This is a genomic window from Comamonas endophytica (assembly GCF_023634805.2).
In the GTDB taxonomy this organism is placed as follows: domain Bacteria; phylum Pseudomonadota; class Gammaproteobacteria; order Burkholderiales; family Burkholderiaceae_C; genus Comamonas; species Comamonas endophytica.
Window position 1 is genome coordinate 3,123,571 of sequence record NZ_CP106881.1, and the last position, 21,623, is coordinate 3,145,193.

Annotated in this window: 22 protein-coding genes and 1 pseudogene; 14 read left to right on the forward strand and 9 right to left on the reverse strand. The window is 66.6% G+C overall.

Annotated features, from left to right (window positions below):
• Positions 1-95: 95 nt before the first annotated feature.
• From M9799_RS14195 to M9799_RS14205, 3 genes are all read left to right on the forward strand, one after another.
• Positions 96-623, forward strand: a complete 528-nt coding sequence (locus tag M9799_RS14195; RefSeq protein WP_231044535.1) for a GNAT family N-acetyltransferase — start codon at positions 96-98, stop codon at positions 621-623.
• Positions 624-632: 9 nt separating this feature from the next.
• On the forward strand, positions 633-2,273 hold the full coding sequence (locus M9799_RS14200; protein ID WP_231044536.1) for an AMP-binding protein: 1,641 nt from the start codon (positions 633-635) through the stop codon (positions 2,271-2,273).
• A 138-nt stretch (positions 2,274-2,411) separates the two neighbouring features.
• Complete coding sequence (locus M9799_RS14205; RefSeq protein ID WP_377008310.1) at positions 2,412-2,876, forward strand: COG4315 family predicted lipoprotein; 465 nt, start codon at positions 2,412-2,414, stop codon at positions 2,874-2,876.
• A gap of 30 nt (positions 2,877-2,906) precedes the next feature.
• Here the strand turns inward: M9799_RS14205 and M9799_RS14210 are convergent, their stop codons facing one another.
• Both M9799_RS14210 and M9799_RS14215 read right to left on the reverse strand, forming a co-directional pair.
• Positions 2,907-3,335 (reverse strand): hypothetical protein, encoded by a 429-nt coding sequence (locus tag M9799_RS14210; protein ID WP_231044537.1) that lies wholly within the window; start codon positions 3,333-3,335, stop codon positions 2,907-2,909.
• A gap of 71 nt (positions 3,336-3,406) precedes the next feature.
• A complete protein-coding gene (locus M9799_RS14215) occupies positions 3,407-4,345 on the reverse strand; it encodes a LysR family transcriptional regulator (protein ID WP_231044538.1) in 939 nt (312 codons plus the stop codon).
• Positions 4,346-4,414: 69 nt separating this feature from the next.
• Between M9799_RS14215 and M9799_RS14220 the strand changes: the two genes are divergently transcribed.
• The 6 genes and pseudogenes from M9799_RS14220 (at position 4,415) to M9799_RS14240 (ending at position 8,296) form a co-directional block, all read left to right on the forward strand.
• On the forward strand, positions 4,415-5,848 hold the full coding sequence (locus M9799_RS14220; protein WP_231044539.1) for an acyclic terpene utilization AtuA family protein: 1,434 nt from the start codon (positions 4,415-4,417) through the stop codon (positions 5,846-5,848).
• Positions 5,845-6,228: an AtuA-related protein gene (locus tag M9799_RS14225; RefSeq protein ID WP_231044540.1), complete on the forward strand. Its 384-nt coding sequence runs from the start codon at positions 5,845-5,847 to the stop codon at positions 6,226-6,228. The genes M9799_RS14220 and M9799_RS14225 overlap by 4 nt, the downstream gene beginning before the upstream one ends.
• A 33-nt stretch (positions 6,229-6,261) precedes the next feature.
• Positions 6,262-7,260, forward strand: coding sequence for a Bug family tripartite tricarboxylate transporter substrate binding protein (locus M9799_RS14230; RefSeq protein WP_231044541.1), 999 nt, complete (start codon positions 6,262-6,264; stop codon positions 7,258-7,260).
• A gap of 217 nt (positions 7,261-7,477) precedes the next feature.
• Positions 7,478-7,567: pseudogene (locus M9799_RS20650) on the forward strand (helix-turn-helix domain-containing protein); the annotation flags it as partial.
• The gene (locus M9799_RS14235) at positions 7,558-7,836 is read left to right on the forward strand and encodes a zinc ribbon domain-containing protein (RefSeq protein WP_377008725.1); all 279 of its coding nucleotides are present in this window, start codon (positions 7,558-7,560) and stop codon (positions 7,834-7,836) included. The pseudogene M9799_RS20650 and the gene M9799_RS14235, both read left to right, overlap by 10 nt.
• 220 nt (positions 7,837-8,056) lie before the next feature.
• Complete coding sequence (locus M9799_RS14240; RefSeq protein WP_422689414.1) at positions 8,057-8,296, forward strand: DUF2789 domain-containing protein; 240 nt, start codon at positions 8,057-8,059, stop codon at positions 8,294-8,296.
• Between the two features lie 13 nt (positions 8,297-8,309).
• Here the strand turns inward: M9799_RS14240 and M9799_RS14245 are convergent, their stop codons facing one another.
• On the reverse strand, positions 8,310-9,176 hold the full coding sequence (locus tag M9799_RS14245; RefSeq protein ID WP_231044543.1) for a cation diffusion facilitator family transporter: 867 nt from the start codon (positions 9,174-9,176) through the stop codon (positions 8,310-8,312).
• 486 nt (positions 9,177-9,662) lie between these two features.
• Positions 9,663-10,463: an enoyl-ACP reductase FabI gene (fabI, locus tag M9799_RS14250; protein ID WP_231044544.1), complete on the reverse strand. Its 801-nt coding sequence runs from the start codon at positions 10,461-10,463 to the stop codon at positions 9,663-9,665.
• A 99-nt stretch (positions 10,464-10,562) separates the two neighbouring features.
• Here fabI and M9799_RS14255 point away from each other — a divergent pair, with 99 nt between their 5' ends.
• Genes M9799_RS14255 through M9799_RS14270 form a run of 4 tightly spaced genes read left to right on the forward strand, consistent with a single transcriptional unit; the run spans position 10,563 to position 16,135 of the window.
• Entirely contained in the window at positions 10,563-12,392 is a 1,830-nt protein-coding gene (locus tag M9799_RS14255) for an extracellular solute-binding protein (RefSeq protein WP_231044545.1), read from the forward strand.
• Positions 12,392-13,423: a microcin C ABC transporter permease YejB gene (locus tag M9799_RS14260; RefSeq protein ID WP_231044546.1), complete on the forward strand. Its 1,032-nt coding sequence runs from the start codon at positions 12,392-12,394 to the stop codon at positions 13,421-13,423. Before M9799_RS14255 ends, M9799_RS14260 begins: the two co-directional genes overlap by 1 nt.
• Positions 13,389-14,513 carry an ABC transporter permease gene (locus M9799_RS14265; RefSeq protein ID WP_422689417.1) on the forward strand — a complete coding sequence of 375 codons (1,125 nt, stop codon included), beginning with the start codon at positions 13,389-13,391 and terminating at the stop codon, positions 14,511-14,513. The genes M9799_RS14260 and M9799_RS14265 overlap by 35 nt, the downstream gene beginning before the upstream one ends.
• The gene (locus M9799_RS14270; protein ID WP_231044547.1) at positions 14,510-16,135 is read left to right on the forward strand and encodes an ABC transporter ATP-binding protein; all 1,626 of its coding nucleotides are present in this window, start codon (positions 14,510-14,512) and stop codon (positions 16,133-16,135) included. Before M9799_RS14265 ends, M9799_RS14270 begins: the two co-directional genes overlap by 4 nt.
• A 14-nt stretch (positions 16,136-16,149) precedes the next feature.
• On the opposite strand, the gene M9799_RS14275 is transcribed toward M9799_RS14270, so the two are convergent.
• Both M9799_RS14275 and M9799_RS14280 read right to left on the reverse strand, forming a co-directional pair.
• Entirely contained in the window at positions 16,150-16,797 is a 648-nt protein-coding gene (locus tag M9799_RS14275; RefSeq protein ID WP_231044548.1) for a lipocalin family protein, read from the reverse strand.
• A gap of 200 nt (positions 16,798-16,997) precedes the next feature.
• Positions 16,998-18,803, reverse strand: a complete 1,806-nt coding sequence (locus M9799_RS14280; protein WP_231044549.1) for an ABC transporter ATP-binding protein — start codon at positions 18,801-18,803, stop codon at positions 16,998-17,000.
• A 179-nt stretch (positions 18,804-18,982) separates the two neighbouring features.
• On the opposite strand from M9799_RS14280, the gene M9799_RS14285 reads away from it, so the two are divergent.
• Positions 18,983-19,150, forward strand: coding sequence for a hypothetical protein (locus tag M9799_RS14285; protein WP_231044550.1), 168 nt, complete (start codon positions 18,983-18,985; stop codon positions 19,148-19,150).
• Between the two features lie 49 nt (positions 19,151-19,199).
• On the opposite strand, the gene M9799_RS14290 is transcribed toward M9799_RS14285, so the two are convergent.
• The 3 genes from M9799_RS14290 to M9799_RS14300 are packed head-to-tail and all read right to left on the reverse strand — an operon-like array spanning position 19,200 to position 21,101.
• Positions 19,200-19,532, reverse strand: coding sequence for a chaperone modulator CbpM (locus M9799_RS14290; protein WP_231044551.1), 333 nt, complete (start codon positions 19,530-19,532; stop codon positions 19,200-19,202).
• A gap of 14 nt (positions 19,533-19,546) precedes the next feature.
• Entirely contained in the window at positions 19,547-20,482 is a 936-nt protein-coding gene (locus M9799_RS14295) for a DnaJ C-terminal domain-containing protein (protein ID WP_231044552.1), read from the reverse strand.
• A gap of 28 nt (positions 20,483-20,510) precedes the next feature.
• Positions 20,511-21,101, reverse strand: coding sequence for a lipocalin family protein (locus M9799_RS14300; RefSeq protein ID WP_231044553.1), 591 nt, complete (start codon positions 21,099-21,101; stop codon positions 20,511-20,513).
• Between the last annotated feature and the right edge of the window lie 522 nt (positions 21,102-21,623).

Genomic DNA, 21,623 nt, shown 5'->3' on the forward strand with positions numbered 1-21,623 from the left:
CTAGGTGGCAGCTGAAAAGTCGCGATGTCGGGATACGCTGGATGCAGGGCGGCGGCAGATGGCCATGTGCCCTGGACTGAAGGGAGGATGCAGCCATGACAAGCCAGAAGCAACCGCAGTGCGGGAATCCGCGGGCTGCGCGTGTGGCCCGGCTGTGGCGCACGAGCCTTGCCGGGGAGCAGCGACCTGTTCATGGCACCAGCGCTTTGCGGCCGGTGCGCGCGGAGGATGCCCAGGCAGTGGTGACGCTGGCGCAGCAAACATTTCTGGACGCACCGGATGAGGCATTGGCCGGAACATTTCGAACCACGGTTCCCGCCATCCTGGCGGGACACTATGGCCATTTCATCGATGCCGCTTCATTCGTGCACGAATCAAGCGCCAGGGAGATCGATGGCGCCATCCTGGTAGGTGACTCACCCACTTATGGCGGCCCGGTGATCGGCTTGATAGCGGTCGCCAAGCTGCTGCAGGGCCAGGGCATGGGCGGCATGCTGGTCAGTCACAGTCTTGCCGCGCTACAGCAGCTCGGCTACGCCGGTTGCTGCGCCCGTATCACGGTGGGGCATCTGCGTTCCGAGCGATTGTTTCGCCGCTTGGGTTTCAAACCTGTCTCGAACTGAGGACTGTCCGTGATTGCCATCCACGAAGAAAGCAGCATTGGCGAAGTGTTCTTCCAGGCCGCGCAGGCCTATGCCGGCAACAGCCTGCTGGCAGTGCCGGCGAATCCGGCACGCGGCTACCATCCCGAGGGCTGGGAGATCAGCTATGCGCAGGCCGCGCAGCAAGTGACCGCGCTGATGGCCCGGTACCGCGCGGCCGGTTATGGACTGGGGCATCGCGTGGGCCTGCTGCTGGAAAGCCGGCCCGAGCACATGCTGCACAAGCTGGCGCTGAATGCGCTGGGCGTGTGCTGCGTGCCGGTGAATCCCGACTACCGCCCGGGCGAGTTCGCCTATCTGATCGACCATGCCCAGCCGGATCTGCTGCTGGTGCTCGGCAGCCATGCGGATGCAGCACAGGCGGCGCTGCGCGAAAGCCGGCACCAGCCGCCGGTCTTGCTGTGGGAGCAGTGGCCGCAGGGCCTGCCCATGGCGGCGCGCCCCGCGCTGGCAGGGCAGGTGGGGCCTGATACGCCCGCCAGCATTCTCTATACCTCGGGCACCACGGGCCGGCCCAAGGGCTGCGTGCTGTCGCACCACTATGAGCTTGCGGCCGGCCATGCCTATGCCACGCGCGGCGGGCTGGCGCGCATCCGCGAGGGCGGCGAGCGCCTGTACAACCCGCTGCCGCTGTTCCATGTGAACGCGTCGATACTGTCGTTCCAGTGCATGCTGCTGACTGGCGGCTGCCAGGTGCAGACCGACCGTTTCCAGCCCTCGCGCTGGTGGCAGGAGGTGCGCCAGACGCGTGCCACCATCGTCCACTACCTGGGCGTCGTGATCCAGCTGCTGCTGCTTCAGCCGCCTTCGGACGAAGACCGCAACCACTGCGTGCGCTTCGGCTTCGGTGCGGGTGCCGAGCCGCAGCGGCATGCGGCTTTCGAGCAGCGCTTCGGCTTCCCGCTGCTGGAACTCTGGGGCATGACCGAGATGGTGCGCATCATGGCCGACTGCCACGAGCCGCGCCAGGTCGGCACCCGTGCGTTCGGCCGGGCAGTGGAGGGCGTGCAGGCGCGGGCCGTCGACGATCTGGACCAGGATGTGCCGGACGGTACGCCGGGCGAGCTGGTCATCCGCCACTCGAAGCAGACGCCGCGCAAGGACTTCTTCAGTGGATACCTGGACGACCCCGCCGCCACCGAAAGCGCCTGGCGCGGCGGCTGGTTCCACACTGGCGACATCGTGGTGCGCGACGCGGGCGGCATGTTCCATTTCGTCGACCGGCGCAAGAACATCATCCGGCGCTCGGGTGAGAACATCGCGGCGGCCGAGGTCGAGGCGATGCTGCTGACCCATCCGCTGGTCGAGCAGGCCGCCGTGCTGGCGGTGGCCGACGCGCTGCGCGAGGAGGAGGTGCTGGCCTGCATAGTGCTCAAGGCGGGGATGCCCGAGGCAGACGCGAGGGGCGGGGTGGCACAGCAGCTCTTCGCGCATTGCCATGGCGGCATGGCCTACTACAAGGCGCCCGGCTGGATCTGGTTCACACCGCAGCTTCCCACGACCGGCACGCAGAAGATCCAGAAGCACGCGATCTTTGCGCGCGGCGTGGATCCGCGCACCGTGCAGGGGATGCTGGATTTGAGGGCATGCAAGAAGCGTAGGCAGGCGTGAGGCTGCCCGACCACACCCAGGCAAACTTGGTTACAACACGCAACGCGAAAAGGCAGATACTTTGCGGGCGACTCTCACCGGCGCCCGGGTGATGGACCAGCGCCTTCTTCCAGCTTTCCAACCTTCAAGGAGTATTCCATGCTGCGTATGGCTTCGATGGCTTTTCTGGTTTCGGTGGCGCTGACCGCCTGCGATACGGCACCCTCCAGCCGGGCATCCACGGCGCAGACACCTGCAGCCACTGCGGGGGCAATGACCCAGACCTCTCCCGCCCCCGCGGGATCGATGTCGCAGGGCTCTCCCGCCACGGTCATGAACGGCATGCTGGTCGGACCGAACCAGATGACGCTGTATGTCTTCGACCGCGATGCCACCGGCAGCGGCAAGAGCGTCTGCAATGGCGGCTGCGCCACCAACTGGCCGCCGCTGATGGCGCCTCCAGGCGCCCAGCCGATCGGCGACTGGAGCGTGATCACGCGTGACGATGGCGCCAGCCAGTGGGCCTACAAGGGGCGTCCGCTCTACTACTGGGTCAAGGATGGCAAGCCGGGCGACATGACCGGCGACGGCGTGGGCAACGCCTGGCGCGTGGCGCGGCCCTGAGTCTGCAGGCTGGCGTGGACGGGCAGCGGGCTAACGCCGCCCGTCCTGCAGCCCGGGCGGCGCAAACAGGCTCGCCTCGTCCAGCAGCTCGAAGGCAATCTCCGGGCGCAGCTCCAGGCTGCGCTTGATGGCAGCAGGAATCGCCTGGCGTGTCTTGCGGCACAGCCCCGGGCGCTCCACCACCAGGATGGTGATGCCGCGCAGCGTGCGCACCTCGCGCCCGCTGGTGTTGACCTGCACCTCCAGGCCGAGCTGCTGCTGCATGCGCCGCAGCATGTGGCGCAGGTCTGCCAGGCTGGCGATGTTCTCCAGCCGCTGCAGCAGGCGTTTTTCCTCTTCGCGCGTGAGCAGCATGATGCGCAGGTCGGCCTCGGGCTGCTGCAGCAGCGCGTCGCGCCCGCAATTGCAGGCGCCGGGCGGGCATTCGGTGCGCAACGGTGGGAAGGCCGGAGTGTTCATCGGGGTCGCGGTCTGGGCTGCAACTCGGACCATCATAGCCAGAGGAGCGGTATTTCGGGCGCCACGCGGTTTTATGCGGTGTGCATGGCCGGCCCGCTCTGCCCCTGCAGCCATTCCTGCAGCGATTGCTGCGCGCTGGCGTAGAACGCCTGCGCCGCCGGCCCCAGGCCCTGGTGGCGATGGCGCACCCAGTAGATGGTGCGCGAGGGCGCAGTGTCCACCAGCCGGCGGATGGCAATGCCCGGGTCCTGGAAGTAGGCCAGCGACAGCGCGGGCACCAGGCTCACGCCCAGGCCGGCGCGCACCATGCCCATCACCGTGGCCAGCTGCTCGACTTCCATGCAGGTCTGCAGCACCGGCTTGCCGAAGACCTGCGCCTGCCACAGGTCCACGCTGGCGCGCACGCTGGTATGCGCCGCCATCTGCACGAAGGGGTGGCTCTGCAGTGCCTGGGCATGGATCGGCGCCTGCATCTGCGCCAGGGGATGCGCGCGCGGGCAGATGAGATAGAAGCTTTCCTCGGCCACGGCCGCCGCATGCAGATCGGGGTGGCGCGCCAGCGCCGTGCACAGCGCCCAGTCGGCCTGGCCCTGCTGCACGCTCTCCAGGCACGGGGTGTTCAGCGCATCGCGCACCTGCACCTGGATATGGGGATGGGTCTGCGCGAAATCGGCCAGCACCGCGGGCAGCCAGTGCGCCGCCAGCGAGGGCAGCAGCGCCACCGTCACGCGGCTGGCGCGCAGCTGCGCCGCGCCCTGCAGCTCCTGCACCGCCTGCTCGATGCCGGCCAGCAGGCGCTGCGCATGGGGCAGGAAGTCCTGGCCCGCCCGCGTCAGCACCACATGCCGCGTGCTGCGCTCGAACAGCTGCGCCCCCAGGCCTTGCTCCAGCCCCTGGATCAGCGCGCTGAAGGCAGGCTGCGACAGGCAGCACTGCTGCGCGGCGCGCGTGAAGCTCAGCTGCTGGTGCAGCGCGGCAAAGGCCTGCAGTTGGCGCGTGGTGAGATTCATTGGGTTTTTCGATGAAACAATCCAAAGCATCGAATTTACAGCATAAAGCGCTGGGCCTATATTGCCTGCATGGCGACCCCCACTTCCGATATTTCCTCCGCGCGCTGGCCTGTGGGCCCTGCGCCCTCGACGCCGCGCGGTGCGCTGCTCGTGGGCTGCGGCGCGGGTTTTTCCGGCGACCGCACCGATGCGGCGCGGCCCGTGGTCGATGCGCTGATGGCGGCGCGCGAACCCGCGGTGCTGATCTTCGAGACCCTGGCCGAACGCACGCTGGCGCTGGCGCAGCTGGCGCGCGAGCGCGATCCGGCCGCAGGCTTCGAGCCACTGCTGGCCGACCTGCTGCGGCCGGTGCTGGCCGATTGCCTGGCGCATGGCATCCGCATCGTCAGCAACTTCGGCGCGGCCAATCCGGCCGGCGCGGCCGCCTGCATCGCGGCGCTGGCCGCAGAGCTGGGCCTGCGCGTGCCGCGCATGGCGCTGGTACAGGGCGATGACCTGATGGGCGAGGAGCACCGCGCGGCCCTGCAGCAGGCCTGCGGCGACGAATGGCCCACGGCGCGCGTGGTCAGCGCCAATGCCTATATCGGCGCGCAGCCCATTGCCCTGGCGCTGGAGCAGGGCGCGGAGATCGTGATCGCGGGCCGTGTGGCCGACCCGGCGCTGGTGCTGGGCCCGGCCGCTGCCTGGCATGGCTGGGCCTGGGACGACTGGGATCTGCTGGCGCGCGGCACCATGGCCGGCCATCTGCTGGAATGCGGCTCGCAGGTGTCGGGCGGCTATTTCGCCGATCCGGGCTACAAGGACGTGCCCGATCTGGCCCATGTCGGATTTCCCATCGCGCGCATCGAGGCCGACGGCCGCTGCACCATCGGCAAGCCCGCGGGTACCGGCGGCGTGATCAATTCCCAGACCGTCAAGGAGCAACTGCTCTACGAGGTGCACGATCCCGCGGCCTATCTGACGCCCGATGTGGTGGCCGATATCAGCCAGGCGATGGTGACCGAGGTCGGCCCCGACCTGGTGCGGCTCGACGGCGTGCGCGGCCATGCGCGGCCCAGCCATCTCAAGGTGAATGTCTGCAGCGAACGCGGCTGGCTGGCCGAGGCCGAGATTTCCTATGCCGGCGCGCATGCGCTGGCGCGGGCGCAGCTGGCGCGCCAGGTGATCGGCACGCGGCTGGCCGGACAGGGCCTGCTGCGCTGCGATTTCATCGGCGTGACCAGCGTGCTGGGCGATGACCACGGCCGGTGGCTGGACCATCTGCCGGCCGAAAGCAGCGCCATGCGCGATGTGCGCGTGCGCTGGGCGTGGGAGCAGCCGACGGCGCGCGCGGCCGAAGTGCTGCTGCGCGAAGTCAATGCGCTCTATACCTGCGGGCCGGGCGGCGGGGGCGGCGTGCGCACCCAGCTGCGCTCGCGCCTGTCCACCGTCTCGTGCCTGATTGCACGGGACTCCGTCGAATGCGGCTGGCGCTGGTGGCGCGCGGCCGGGGAGGGCGCATGAACATTTCCGCATCCATGCAGGTTCCGCTGTACCGGCTGGCCCACGGCCGCACCGGCGACAAGGGCAACCGCAGCAATATCAGCGTGATTGCCTACCACCCGGCGCTGTGGCCCGTGATCGCGCAGCAGGTGACCGCCGAGCGCGTGGCCGCGCATTTCGCGGCGCGCGCGCCCAGCCATGTCGCGCGCCATGTGCTGCCGCAGCTGCAGGCGATGAATTTCGTGCTCGACGAGGTGCTCGAGGGCGGCGTCAATAGCGCGCTCAATCTCGACACCCATGGCAAGGCGCTGGCCTTCGATCTGCTGCAGATGCAAGTGCTGCTGCCGGCCGATCTGCTGATCCATTGCAAGGGGCCGCAAGAGCTTCCGAAATTCCGTTGAATTGACCCATCACGCAACCGAGGAGACAAAAGCATGAACAAGCCATCCACCTTTTCCTTTCGCCGCCGCACGCTGGGCGCAGGCATTGCCGCTGCACTGGCGCTGGCGGCGCCTGGCGTTTTCGCCCAGGGCGCAGCCAAGTACCCGGCCAAGCCGCTGACCTTTGTCGTGCCCTTTGCCGCGGGCAGCGCCACCGACCAGATCGCGCGTGCGCTGGGCCAGTTCATCACCCAGGAAACCGGCCAGGCGGTGGTCGTGGAAAACAAGGGCGGCGCCAGCGGCATGCTGGCCGCGCAGGGCGTGGCGCGCGCTGCGCCCGATGGCTACACGGTGCTGATCACCACCAACACCACCCATGCGGCCAACGAGCATCTGTACAAGAAGCTGCCCTATGACCCGGTGAAGGACTTCGCGCCCGTGACGGGCCTGGGCAAGGGCGGGCAGGTGTTGGTGGTGAATGCCGCCTCGCCGCACAAGTCGGTCGCGGACCTCGTGGCCTACGCCAAGGCCAACCCGGGCAAGCTGAGCTTCGGCAGCGGCAGCTCCTCCAGCCGCATGGCCGGCGAAATGCTCAAGCAGCTCGCGGGCGTCGATATCCTGCATGTGCCCTACAAGAGCAACCCGCTGGCCATCACCGACTTGCTGGGCGGCCAGATCGATCTGATGATCACCGATGTCTCCACCGGGCTGCCGCAGGTGCAGGCCGGCAAGCTCAAGGCGCTGGGCTTCTCGACGCAGGAGCGCAGCTCCATGCTGCCCGACGTGCCGACCATCGAGCAGGCGGGCGTCAAGGGCTACAACATGGGCTACTGGTTCGCCGCCTATCTGCCCGCGGGCACGCCGCCGCAGATCGTGAACCAGCTCAGCACCCTGCTGGGCAAGGCCGTGGAAAGCAAGCAGGCCGCGAGCTTCTACACGCTCTCCGGCACCAGCCGCTGGCATGGCTCGCCCGAGGAGCTGGCGCGCTTCCAGGCCGAGGAAACCGCCAAGTGGGGCAAGGTGATCAAGGCGGCGGGTATCCAGCCTGAATGATCTGATGCCCGGCAAACCCTGTCGTTTACGGCAGGGTCAAGAGCGCGGACAGCGAAGCGGTCCCGGCTGTTGGATGTTGCCCTTGGCGACTGTGGCCTGTTGACATACTTGACCACAGCTGGCTCCCGGCGCGCCGCCAAATACGGGGCCACCCAAGAGCTTCAGCCCATAGTTTGTTTTTCCTGGCAGGTTGGCGCTTCTTGTCGATAATCCTTTCATGCAGCGCCTGCAAGCCTTCCGGTTTGAGCTCATGCCCGACGGCAGGCAGCGGCGCGACATGCGCCGTTTCGCCGGGGCCTGCCGGTTTGCTACACCAGCCAGACATGTCCGCACTGCGGCCATGTCAGCCAGGACAATCGCCGCACACAAGCGGCCTTCATGTGCCAGGCCTGCGGCCATGGCGACCATGCCGATGTGGTGGGCGCCATCAATGTTCTGGAGCGCGGACTGCGCTTGTCAGCCTGTGGAGGGAAAGGCTCTGGTCGAGGCCGAAAGACATCGGCGCAACCGGTCTCGGTGAAACCGGAACCCACCGAAGCGACTGTGCAGGAGCTTCAATCCTGCATAGCGCCGTAGGAATCCCCTGCCTTCAGGCAGGGGAGGAGGTCAACGGGCTGGAATCGGCGCATCAGTCGGGCTTTTTTCCGACAGCGCCGGGGGCATGGCGCACGGAGGTTTACTGCACAATGCGTCAACAGCGCTGCCTCGGGCGATGCTCCCGGGCAATGCCGTCAGCTCGCATTTTGGTGCGAAGTCATCCACGTGAATCGATAAAAAGGGCTTTGCAATGGATACCTTGAACCCCCCCACCTTTTCCCAACTGTTCGCGCAGCTGGGCCTGCCCGATGACGACGCAGGCATTGCGGCGTTCATCCGCGAGCATGCCCCCCTGGATTCCGCCATCCTGCTGCCCGATGCGCCGTTCTGGACGCCCGCGCAGTCGCGCATGCTGCGCGAAGGCCTGGGCGCCGACGCCGAGTGGGCGCCGGTGATCGACCACCTCAACGTCTCGCTGCGCGCCCACCCCGAGGAGTGAAGCGCCGGGTCCGTCACCGCGCGTGCGGACCCTGCAGCTCCCCCGGGGGATCGACCTGCACCGTGGCATGCGCAATGGCATGCTTTTCGCGCAACTGCCGCGCCACGCGCGCCGGCAGTGCCAGGGGATCGGTGCCGGGCGCAGGTGTGACATGCACCGTGGCCACCACGCGGTCATCGGTCAGCGTCCAGGCATGGAAGTGCCCCACCTCCGCGATTTCAGGCAGGCCGGCAATGTCGGCCTGCACGCCCTCCACATCCAGCCCGCGCGGCACCGCCTGCAGCAGGATCAACAGCGAATCCGACACCAGGCTCCACGCCGAGCGCACCACCAGCACCGACACCAGCACCGAGAGAATCGGGTCGAGCACGGTCCAGCCGGTGTAGAGAATGCCGATGGCTGCGGCAATCGCGCCAATCGAGCCCAGCAGGTCGCCCACCACATGCAGCAGCGCGCCGCGCAGGTTGCCGTCGCCCTGGTGTCCGCGCATCAGCACCCAGGCTCCGGCGAGATTGATGATCAATCCGACGACGGCCACGCCCAGCATCGGCCCGGCCAGCACTTCGGTCGGCTCGCGAAAGCGCTGCACGGCTTCCCAGGCAATCCACGCCACCAGCAGCAGCAGCGAGGCACCGTTGGCCAGCGCCGCCAGCACGCGCACGCGGTGAAAGCCATAGGTGCGCTGCTTGTCGGGTGCACGCGCGGCAATGCGGTAGGCGACCAGCGCCAGCAGCAGCGCCGCCGCGTCGGACAGCATGTGGCCGGCATCGGCGATCAGCGCCAGCGAGCCTGACAGCCAACCGCCCACCACCTGCACCGCGGCATAGGCCAGCGTCATGATGAACACCCACTGGATGCGGCGCGCGTTGGAGGCCGTCACGGAGGGGGCATGGTTGTGGGCATGGCCGTTGCCGTGGTCATGCGTGTGGCCATGATCGTGGTCATGGTCGTGTGAGTGGTGATCGCTGGTTGGCATCGGTTCGGCGGGGAAGGCGGTTGGTACCGCCCAGCTTAATTCTTCGTGCGGTTCGCAAACAGTATTCGAGGTATGTCCTTGCACGCTTCACGTGCATGAAAAGTTGACTGGTGCTCCGCTCTATCGCTCCATGCGCATTGCCCGCTCTCCGTTCGCCCTGAGCTTGTCGAAGGGTGAGCGGGCTGCTCTCAAGATTCGCTCCGCCCAAGAATTGAACATTCAATGCATGCCATGCGCGTATCGCGCCCAGAAACGCCCTTCGACGCGGCCGGCGAGGCAGGCTCAGGGCGAACGGTGGTGGAGAGTCGAAGCGCAGTAATGCAGATACGCCCGCAATAAGAAAAGGCCATGGGTGCACCACCCATGGCCTCGGATCGAACCCGGTGCGATTTACACCTGATCAGCGCTCAACCCAGCAGTCTGGCTGAAGCCGCCATCCACATAAGTGATCTCGGCCGTCACGCCCGCCGCCAGATCCGAGAACATGAACGCCGCCACATTGCCCACATCTTCGGGCGTCACGTTGCGGCGCAGCGGCGAGGCGTCGGCCACGCGGCTGAGCAGCTTGCCGAAGTCCTTGATGCCGCTGGCGGCCAGGGTCTTGATCGGGCCGGCGGAGATGCCGTTGGCGCGAATCGTGCGGCCGTCTTCGGTGCGGCCCACGGCTTCGGCCAGATAGCGCACGGAAGCCTCCAGCGAGGCCTTGGCCAGGCCCATGGTGTTGTAGTTGGGGATCGAGCGCAGCGCGCCCAGGTACGACAGCGTCAGCAGCGACGACTTGTCGTTGAGGTAGGGCAGGGCGGCCTTGGCCATGGCCGGGAAGCTGTAGGCGCTGATGTCGTGCGCGATGCGGAAGTTCTCGCGGCTCAGGCCGTCGAGGAAGTTGCCGGCGATCGCCTCGCGCGGCGCGAAGCCGATCGAGTGCAGGAAGCCGTCGAAGGTGCCCCAGGCCTGGCCCAGGTCGGCAAACAGCTTCTCGATCTGCGCGTCGTCGCCCACGTCGCAGTCGAACACCAGCTTCGAGTCGAAGTCGGCGGCGAACTCGCTGATGCGGTCCTTGAAGCGCTCGCCCACGTAGCTGAACGCCAGTTCGGCGCCCTGCGCATGGCAGGCCTTGGCCACGCCGTAGGCGATGGAACGGTTGGACAGGACGCCGGTGATCAGCAGTTTCTTGCCGGTGAGGAAGCCCATTGTTTTTCTCCAGGAGTAGTGAGGTGCGCGTTGCGCGAAATTCGGTGCAGCACGCCCGACCGTTGACCGCGGCGGTGCTTCGTAGGGCAGAATTGTCGCATGCGCTACTGGATGTTTTCTTTGCTGCTGGCCGGTGTGTCTCCTGCATGGTCCGGACATGCCTATGCGCTATGGGGGCAGCCGCGCTACCCGCAAGGCTTCGCGCATTTCAATTACGTCAATCCCGAGGCGCCCAAGGGGGGCGAGCTGCGCCTGGTGAGCAATCTGCGCGTTTCCACTTTCGACAAGTACAACCCGTTCACGATCAAGGGCAACGCCCCCGCCTATCTGGCGAATCTGATGTTCGATTCGCTGCTGACCGGTTCGCTTGACGAGACCGCGACGGGCTACGGGCTGCTGGCCGAGGATGTGACGGTGGCGCCCGACGGCCTGTCGGCCACCTTCAGGCTGCGCTCCGAGGCGCGCTTCCACAACGGCCGGCCGGTGCTGGCCGGGGATGTGAAATACAGCTACGAGACGCTGATCGGCCCGCACACCGCGCCCGGCTACAAGACGCTGCTGATCGATGTCGCGGGCGCCGACGTGCTGGACGAGCGCACGGTGCGCTTTCGCTTTCGCGTGCCCAACCGCGAGCTGCCGCTCACGGTGGGCGGCCTGCCGATCTTCAGCCCCGACTGGGGCCGGGGCGCCGATGGCAAGGCCAAGCCCTTTGACCAGGTGGTCATGGAAATTCCCATCGGCAGCGGGCCGTACCGCATAGGTCCCGTGCGCTTCGGCAAGGACATCACCTATGTGCTCGACCCCGATTACTGGGGCAGGAACCTGGGCGTGCGCAAGGGCACGGCCAACTTCGCGCGCGTGAGCGTGCGCATCTACAAGGACAACACTGCCAAGCTCGAGGCGCTCAAGGCCGGCGAGTTCGACCTGATGCGCGTGTACAGCGCCGGCGACTGGGCGCGGCGCATCGACGGACGGCGCTTTGCCAGCGGCGAACTGGTCAAGGGCGAGTTCGAACACAAGCTGCCTTCGGGTTTCCAGAGCTATGTGCTCAACACGCGCCGGCCCGTCCTCCAGGATGCGCGCGTGCGCGAGGCGCTGGACCTGGCCATGGATTACGAGTGGATGAACCGCCAGATGTTCTACGGCTCGTACTACCGGGTGCGTGGCATGTTCGGCAACACCGCCTGCGAAACGCGCGGCCTGCCGGGCGCCGCCGAGCTGGCGCTGATGGAGCCCTGGCGCGCGCAGATCCCGGCGGCGGCGTTTGGCGAGATGTACAGCCCGCCGCGCACCGACCCGCCGAATTCGCTGCGCGCCAACCTGCGCCGCGCGCAGCAGCTGCTGCGCGACGCGGGCTGGACGGTGGAGGGCGGCGTGCTGCGCAATGTGGATGGCCAGCCGCTGGAGCTCGAATACCTCGACAGCGGCGAGGGCAGCCTGCGCACCGTCGCGCCCTGGCAGCGCAACCTGGAAAAGCTCGGCATCCAGCTGCGCTACCGCGCGGTGGACTTCGCGCTGTTCCAGCAGCGGCTGCAGAAGTTCGACTTCGACATCGCCACCATCGTCTATCCGGGCACGCACAACCCGGGCCAGGAGTTTGCCGATCTGCTGGGCAGCCAGGCCGCCGACACCGAGGACTCCGGCAACTACGCAGGCGTCAAGAGCCCGGCCGTCGATGCGCTGATCCAGGCCATGACCAGCGCCAAGACAGAAGCCGAGCTGCTGCCGGCCTGCCATGCGCTCGAGCGCGTCATCGCGCACAGCCACTATCTGATCCCGCAGTGGAGCGCGGGCACGCACCGCATGGTCTTCAACGACTGGCGCCTGGCGCGCCCCGCCATTGCGCCGCCCTACAGCAACGGCGAGCTCTGGGCGCTCGATACCTGGTGGGCGCGAAGCCCCGCCTCCAAGCCCCCGAAAGACCGCTGATGTTCATCTATATCCTCAAGCGGCTGCTGTTGATGGTGCCCACGCTGCTGGGCGTGCTGCTGCTGACATTTGTGGTCATCCAGTTCGTGCCCGGCGGCCCCGTCGAGCAATACCTGGCCGAGGCCAAGGCCGGCGCGGGCGGCGCGACGGGCGGCGGGGGCGGCATGAACTACCGCGGCGCGCAGGGCGTGGACCCGCAGCGCCTGGAGCAGATCAAGGCCCTCTACGGCTTCGACAAGCCCGCGCACGAGCGCTTCTTGCAGATGCTCGGCCAGTTCGCGCAGTTCGACCTGGGCCGCAGTTTCTTTCACAACAAGGCGGTGTGGGAGCTGGTGATCGAGAAGCTGCCGGTGTCGATCAGCCTGGGCCTGTGGACCTTTCTCCTCAGCTACCTGGTGGCGGTGCCGCTGGGCGTGGCCAAGGCGGTGCGCGCCGGCACGCGCTTCGATTTCGTCACGACGCTGGTCATTCTCGTGGGCTATGCCATTCCGGGCTTCGTGCTGGGTGTGGCGCTGCTGGTGATCTTCGGCGGGCAGCTGCAGTGGTTTCCGCTGCGCGGGCTGACTTCCGCCAACTGGGACGAGCTCAGCTGGGGCGCGCGCATCGTGGATTATCTGTGGCATATCGCGCTGCCGGTCACGGCCATGGTGGCGGGCAGCTTTGCCGTCACCGCCATGCTGACCAAGAACGCGTTTCTCGAGGAGATACGCAAGCAATATGTGCTCACCGCGCGCGCCAAGGGCCTGAGCGAGCGCCAGGTGCTCTGGAAGCATGTGTTCCGCAATGCGTTGATTCCGATCATCACCGGTTTTCCCGCGGCCTTCATCGGCGCCTTCTTCGCCGGCTCGCTGCTGATCGAGACGCTGTTCTCGCTCGACGGTCTGGGGCTGCTGAGCTATGAGAGCGTGATCCGGCGCGACTATCCGGTGGTGCTGGGCACGCTGTTCCTGTTCACGCTGATCGGCCTGGTCACCAAGCTGATCGGCGATCTCTGCTATGTCTGGGTGGACCCACGTGTCAAGTTCGATTGACCCCTCTGCCACGGCGCACGCGCTGCCGCCGCCGGCCCCGGCCATCACGCCCTCGCTTTCTCCCGCACGCCGTGCCTGGCAGCGCTTCAAGCGCAACCGCCTGGGCTTCTGGAGCCTGATGGTCTTTTGCGCCATGGTGCTGCTGAGCCTGGGGGCGGAGCTGCTGAGCAACGACCGGCCGATCGCCGTGCGCTACCAGGGGCAGATGTACTGGCCGCTGTGGAACGACTACCCCGAGACGACCTTTGGCGGCGACTTCGAGACCGCCGCCGACTATCTCGACCCCTTCATTGCCGAGCGCCTGGCGGAAAAAGGAAACTGGGCGCTCTATACGCCAAACCGCTACGGCCCCAAGACCATCAATTATTTCGCCCAGCAGCCCAATCCTGCAGCGCCCAGCGCGGCCAACTGGCTGGGCACCGACGACCGCGGGCGCGACCTGCTGGCGCAGCTGATCTACGGCTTTCGCGTGAGCGTGCTGTTCGCGCTGGCGCTCACTGCCACCGGGGTGCTGCTGGGTGTCATCACCGGTGCGATCCAGGGCTTCTTTGGCGGGCGCACCGACCTGGCCTTCCAGCGCTTCATAGAGATCTGGGGCTCCATGCCCGAGCTCTACCTGCTGATCATCTTCAGCGCGCTGTTCGCGCCCAGCATCGCGCTGCTGCTGGTGCTGCTGAGCCTGTTTGGCTGGATGGGGCTGTCGGACTACGTGCGCGCCGAGTTCCTGCGCAACCGCCAGCTCGACTACGTGAAGGCGGCGCGCGCGCTGGGCGTGGGCAATGCGCAGATCATCTGGCGCCATATCCTGCCCAACAGCCTCACGCCGGTGGTCACCTTCCTGCCCTTTCGCATGAGCGCGGCGATTCTCGCGCTGACTTCGCTCGACTTCCTCGGCCTGGGGGTGCCGCCCGGCACTCCGAGCCTGGGCGAGCTGCTGAGCCAGGGCAAGAACAGCATCGACGCCTGGTGGATTTCGCTGAGCACCTTCGCGGTGCTGGTCAGCACGCTGCTGCTGCTGACCTTCATGGGCGATGCGCTGCGCGACGCGCTCGATCCCCGCAAGGCCCAGGTAACGGACAGCAAGCCATGACGCAAAACAACTCTTCCTCTTCGCCATTGCTGGAAGTGCGAGATCTGCAGGTATGGTTTGGCGACAAGCAGGTGGTGCATGGCGTGGATTTCCATGTTCATGCGGGCGAGAAGCTGGCGCTGGTCGGTGAATCGGGCTCGGGCAAGACCGTCACCGCGCTGGCGCTGCTGCGCCTGGCGGGCGATGCGCGCCTGAGCGGCCAGGCGCTGTTCGAGGGGCGCGACCTGCTGGCGCTGCCCGAGCGCGAGATGCGCGGCGTGCGCGGCGGCGATATCGCGATGATCTTCCAGGAGCCGATGACGGCGCTGAATCCGCTGATGGCGGTGGGCGACCAGGTGGCGGAGGTGCTGCAGCTCAAGCAGGCGCTGTCGCCGGCGCAGGCGCGGCGCCAGGCCGTCGAGCTGCTGGCCACCACCGGCATTCCCGAACCCGAGCGGCGCGCGCGCGCGTTCGCGCATCAGCTCAGCGGCGGGCAGCGCCAGCGCGCGATGATCGCCATGGCGCTGGCCTCATCGCCCAGGCTGCTGCTGGCCGACGAACCCACGACCGCGCTCGACGTGACGCTGCGCGTGCAGATCCTCGAGCTGCTGGGCGATCTGCAGCGCCAGACCGGCATGGCGCTGCTGCTGATCACCCACGACCTGAACCTGGTGCGGCGCTTTGCCGACCGCGCTGCCGTCATGGAGCACGGGCGCCTGGTGGAGCAGGGCAGCGTGCAGGAGGTGTTTGCCAACCCGCAGCATGCCTATACGCGCCGCCTGATCGGCAGTGTGCCGAAGCGCGATGTCGTTGAAGCACCGCAGCGCTCGGATCAGCCACTGGTGGAAACGCAGCAGCTGCAGGTGCGCTACTCGACGCCACTGCCCGGGCTGCGTGGATGGTTCCGCCGCGGCGAGTTCGTCGCCGTCAAGGGCGTGGACCTGCAACTGCTGCCGCACCACACGCTGGGCGTCGTGGGCGAGTCGGGCTCGGGCAAGTCGACGCTGGCGCAGGCCATCCTGGGCCTGCTGCCCGCAGATGGCCAGCTGCGCATCGAGGGCCAGGCGTGGCAGCAGCCGGCCACGCGCAACAGCCGTGCCAACCAGGCGCTGCGCCGGCGCGTGCAGGTCGTGTTCCAGGATCCGTTCTCCTCGCTGTCGCCGCGCCTCACGGTGGAGGAGATCGTCGGCGAGGGCCTGCGCCTGCAGGAGCCTGGCAGCACCGCGGCCGCGCGGCGCCAGCGTGTCGAGCAGGTGCTGGCGGACGTGGGGCTGACGCAGCTGCAGTACCCGGGCCTGCTGCAGCGCTATCCGCATGAATTCTCCGGCGGCCAGCGCCAGCGCCTGGCCATCGCGCGCGCGCTGATCGTGCAGCCGCAGCTGCTGGTGCTCGACGAGCCCACCAGCGCGCTCGACGTGACGGTGCAGCAGCAGGTGCTGGCGCTGCTGCAGCGGCTGCAGAAGGAGCGTGGGCTCAGCTATCTGCTGATCACCCATGACATCGAGGTGATCCGCGCCATGGCGCACGACGTGATGGTGATGAAGGAGGGCGAGGTGCTGGAGGCCGGGCCCGTGGCGCAGGTGCTCGATGCGCCGCGCCATGCCTACACGCAGCGGCTGGTGGCGGCCGCCACCATGGCCTAGGAAACGCGGGCGCTTCAGCCGCCCGTGGGATTGGCCCCGTCCTGCATGACCCAGGTGATGCGGTCGAGGTTGATGCCGATCTGCTGCGCCTGCGCCAGCAGGTGCTGGCGCACGCCGGAGGGCAGCACCGGGGTGCGCGAGAGAATCCAGAAGTAGTCCAGGCTCGAGCCCACGACCATGGCCCAGCGGTAGTGCTCGTCCAGCGCCACCACGTTGTAGCCTGCATAGAAGGGGCCGAAGAACGAGACCTTGAGCGCGGCTTCATTCGAGCTGCCCACCACCTGCGCCTTGCCGCGCGCCTCGTCCCAGCGGTTGCGGCGCGGATCGAAGCCACGGTTCACGACCTGCACGCTGCCATTGGGCGCCAGGGTGTATTCGGCGCGGGTGCGCACCAGGCCCTTTTCGAAGCGCTGGTCGATGCGCGCCACCTCGTACCAGCGGCCCATGTAGCGCGAGATGTCGAAATTGCCCACGGGCTGGACCGCGGCAGGCCGTGCAGGAGTGCGCAGCGCCATCCACGCCAGATAGGCAACGGCGCCCGCGCCCACCGCCAGGGCCACCGCCGAGCCGGTGCGGCTGTCTTTTTCGGGCAGGGGGTCGCGGTCCAGCCGGCTGCGCAGGTCGTCGAAGGAAAGCAGTCGGCAGTCGTTGTGACGGGGCATAGAGAAATCCTCGGGTGGCATGGAATGACAAATGCCTTTGGCAGGCGTTGGTGCCGGGCATGTGCACCCGGCACTCTTTATGGAGGGCAGCATGTCGCCTGCTGCCTCAGTCACCAATCTACCCGGTGTTGCCTGGGGGCAATGTAGGTATTTGCTGGCATGCATGGGTCAGCGCAGGACGACGCCCGCGCGCGTGCCCGTCAATTCCCTGCTGCCGGCTCCAGCGCGTCCTCCTGCGGCGGCAGCGCCCCCAGTGGCGGGCCGGCCGGGCGCTCGCCGATCTGCTGGCGCCACATGGCGTAATACAGGCCCTTGCGCTCCAGCAGCTCGGCATGGCTGCCGGACTCGGCAATGCGCCCGCGTTCGAGCACGATGATGGTCTGCGCATGCAGTATGGTCGACAGCCGGTGGGCGATCAGCAGGGTGATGCGGTGCGACTGCTGCGACACCTGGCGCACGGTGGCCGTGATTTGCTCCTCGGTCAGCGAGTCGAGCGCCGAAGTGGCCTCGTCGAAGATCAGCAGCCGCGGGTCGCGCACCAGCGCGCGCGCGATCGACAGCCGCTGCTTCTCCCCGCCCGACAGGCGCACGCCCGACTCGCCGATGGGCGTGTCCAGCCCCAGCGGCGAACGCGCCAGCAGGTGCAGGCACGAGGCCTGCTCCATGGCCCTCAATATCTCCTCGTCGGTGGCGTCTGGCTTCACGAACAGCATGTTCTCGCGCAGCGTGCCGGCAAACAGATGGGTTTCCTGCGTCACGAAACCGATCTGCCGGCGCACCTCGTTGTAGCGCAGCTGCTGCGTCGGAATGCCGTTGAAATCGATGGAGCCGGCCTGCGGCGTATACAAGCCCACCAGCAGCTTGACCAACGTCGACTTGCCCGAGCCCGAAGGTCCGACGAAGGCAATGGTATCGCCGAGTTTTGCCGAGAACGACACGCCGTCGAGCGCCTTGTCCTCAGCACCGCGGTGCTGGAATTCCACTTGGTTGAAGTTCAGCGCCTGCAGCAGCCCGACGCGCTGGGGATTGGCCGGACGCTTCTCGATCGGCTTGTTCATCAGCGCCGAGAAATTCTTCAGCGAGGCCTCGGCCTCGCGCCAGGCAATGATGATGTTGCCCAGCTCCTGCAGTGGCGCGAAGATCGCCACCGAGATGAACTGCATGGCGATCAGCTCGCCGGTGCTCAGCACGTCGCGGAAGATCAGCCACAGCAGCGCGAACAGGATGCCCAGCTTGAGCAGGCTCAGCGTCGAGCCCTGCAGGAAGGACAGCAGCCGGATGCGCTTCACTTTCTGCATCTCGAGCGCGAAGATCTTCTCGGTCTGCGCCTGCAGCCGCCGCACCTCGGGAAAGGTGAGCCCCAGGCTCTTGATCAACTCGATGTTGCGCAGCGACTCGGTGATGAAGCCCGAGTTGCGGTTGGTCTCGCGCACGATCGAACGCTGCTGGTTGCGTATCTCGCGGCTGAGCAGGCCGGTGAGCCCGCCCAGCACCAGCACGCCGATCAGGAACACCGGCACCAGCGCCCAGTGCCGCGTGACCGAATACCAGACCAGGAAGCTGATGCCGACGAGGGCCGCGAACACGGTGTTGATGAAGGTGTTGATGAAGCGCTCGCTGTCAGCCCGCGCCTTCTGCAGCAGCGACAGCGTCTCGCCGGTGCGCATCTCGGCGAATTCCTGGTATTTGAGGCGCATGACCTGGCGCAGGCCGTCGTTGAACAGCTGCGTGCCGAGCTTCTGCACCACCAGGCGCGTCACGTATTCCTGCAGCGCCTTGGCCAGGCGCGAGCCGATGGCCACGGCCACCGCCAGGCCCAGCAGGCGCAGCACGCCGGAGATCAGTTCGTCATCGGTCTTGTTGCCCGGGTTAATGGCGTAGCCGTCGATGATCTTGCCGAAGATGATCGGGTCGACCAGCGCCAGCACCTGGCTGATGGCCGCCAGCAGCAGCGCGAGCCAGGCCAGCCGGGAATGGGGTCGAAGGTAGGTCCAGAGTATGTGCATAGCCTGCTCTTATGCGCCGTCCTGTGGAGCAGCTCTGTCGGACGGCGGCGCATTGCGGCTTGCCTGGGCCCGGGATGGCGGCAGCAACACCCGCGCCGGGAAGGCTTTGCCGTGCACGCCCACCCCAGGCTGTGGCCTAATAGCGCCTTCGAATTGCTTTTTTCATTGAAGGATGTCCCATGGGCAACAAGATCGTTACCGAAGCCGACCGCAAGTTCACGCCCCAGCCCCCCCTGCCCAACGGCTATAGCCTGCCCAGCGCCGGCCGCGGCCAGCGCCGCAGCCAGGAACGTGGCGTCGCCACGCGCTCTAAGAAGAACCCCGGCAAGCGCCCGCACCAGGGTTGAGCTTCGGCTGCTTCCAGTGAAAAAGCCCTTGCGAGGGCTTTTTTGCTTTTCAGCGCGGATTGCCGCCGTGCTGGCGCAGCAGCTGGCGCAGTTGCCGCACTTCCTCCATCAGGTCCGCCGCCAGCGCCGCCAATTGCGGGTCGGCATCGAAGGCCTGCTCCAGATGGGCAATGCGCCGCGCGCGCAGCAGCGTGCGGCTACTGAAGCGCCACTCGGCCGCGCCCGCGCCGCTGCTGCCATCGATATGCAGCACCTCGTCGCGCACGTGCTGCACCACCCACGTCGTCGGCTTCTGGCAGGCATGGGCCAGCTGCGCCAGATCCAGTGCCGCCGTGTCCAGCACTTCGCAGGGGGTGCAAAAAGGGGAGGGGGCGGCAGTCATGGAGCTTCCTCGCGTCAGGATCGGGCATGGAACTGGGCAAAGGCCTGGGCAAACGCTTCGTAGGCCTTGCGGCTGGCTGCATCATCGGCGGGCGGCAGCGCGATTTCAAGCGTCAGATACATGTCGCCGGGCGTCGGCCCCGGCAGGCCCTTGCCGCGCAGGCGCAGCTGGCGCCCGGGTTTCCAGCCTGCGGGCACGTTGACCTCGAGGGGCCCGGCCAGCGTCTGCACCTCGATCGGGCCGCCCAGTGCCGCCTCCCAGGGCGCCAGCAGCAGCTGCTGGTAGACATCGCGCTCCTTGGCGTGCCAGCGCGGATCCGCGCGAAAGCGCACCTCCAGCAGCAGGTCGCCCGCCGGGCCGTTGCCCAGGCCCGGGCCTCCATGGCCGGCCAGGCGGATCAGCTGCCCTTCCTTGACGCCTTTCGGGATGGTGACCTGCAGTTCGCGCGTCCTCTCGACCGGGTGGCCCTGCGCGTCGAGCGTGGCGCTGCGCACCTGCAGCGCGCGTTGCGTGCCCTGATAGCTGTCCTGCAGATCCAGCTCGATGACCGCATGCTGGTCGCGCCCCTTGAGATCGGGCGGGGTCTGGCCGCGGGCATGGCTTTGACGGTGGTAGGCGCTGCGGCCGAAGAGCTGATCGAAGAAATCGCTAAAACCATCGCTGTCGGCGCTGCCGCTGGCATGGAAGACATGCTCTTCGTCCCACTGCGGCGGAGGCCGGAAGCCCCCGCGCGCTCCCTCGCTGCCCAGCTGGTCGTAAGCCGCGCGCTTCTCGGGGTCCGACAGCACCGTATTGGCTTCGTTGAGTTCGGCCATGCGGCGCGCCGATTCAGGGTCCTGGCTAAGGTCCGGATGGTGCTTGCGCGCAAGGCGCCGGTAGGCTTTCTTGATGTCCTGCGCGCTGGCCGAGCGGTCGACACCAAGGATCTGGTAGTAGTCCTTGTAATCCATATGTGCTCCGGCCTGTGCATGCCTATCGTCAGAGCAGGGCAGCCACGGCGCGTTCCTGCGGGACCCAGAGCAGCTGCTCGGTATTGATGCCGGCAGTGCGCGCGCGCTGCAGCAGCTCGCTCCTGACATCGGCCGGCAGGGTCGGCGTGCGCGACAGCACCCAGGAGCGCGCGGCGCTGGCCCCCTTCACGACGGCCCAGTGGTAGCTGTCATCCAGCGCGACCACGTTGTAATCGCTGGCCACGCCCCTTTGCGACGACAGCTTCCATGCCCCCTCGTGCGGTGAGCCCGCAGGCAGCGCCAGGCTTTCGCGCTTGACCCATTGCCCGCTGGTGGGATCAAGGCCCCGTTGCACCATGCTCAGCGAGCCATCTTGGTTGCTGCGGTAGTAGACGCCGGTCTGGACCAGCCCCGCTTCCGACGGGTGATCGATGCGCGCCAGCACATACCAGGGGCCGGCATAGCGGGAAATATCGAAGTTCTGCACCACCGCCACGTTATGGGTCGCTGAATGGGTGCGCGCAGTCAGCCCGCATGCCAACAGCAGGCTGCACAGCAGCAGGGCCATGAGCCAGGTACGCGGCTTGGAGGGGCTGGAAGCAAAGGCGGCAGCGGACATGGGCGGACTCCTGGGTGCTGTGAGGCGGCGTATGGCCAATGTACATATGACAGGTATCCTGATTTGTAGGTAAGCACTGGCTCGCGCTGTCGGCAGAGGTGGGGCAAGTCTGCATGACTGTTGCGGGCATGGGTCAAAACCGGATGAATTGAGAATAATTTTGAAATCAGCCTTAAGCCGTCCGTTGAATATTTGATTTCAATCTAGAGAATTGGATTTTATTTATAAGTTTTTTTAAAAATTCTGATGATTTGTGAAAAAATTTATGGAATTTCTTGATGTGTTGCAATCAAGAGAAAACCGCGGGATAGGAGCCGGGTTGATTTCATTTCGGATGTTGCGGATGCTGCTGTCTTTGGTGATTATTTCTCTAATGATTCTCTTTTGGATGATAAAAATCAGTCCAGAATAATGCCGGAGGAGAACTGTGAATTTTCTGGGAAAAAGATGAATCTGATTAATATTGGCATAGATAGGGTTAAATTTTTGGAAACAGGTCATCCTGAGTTGATTAACGTGGTT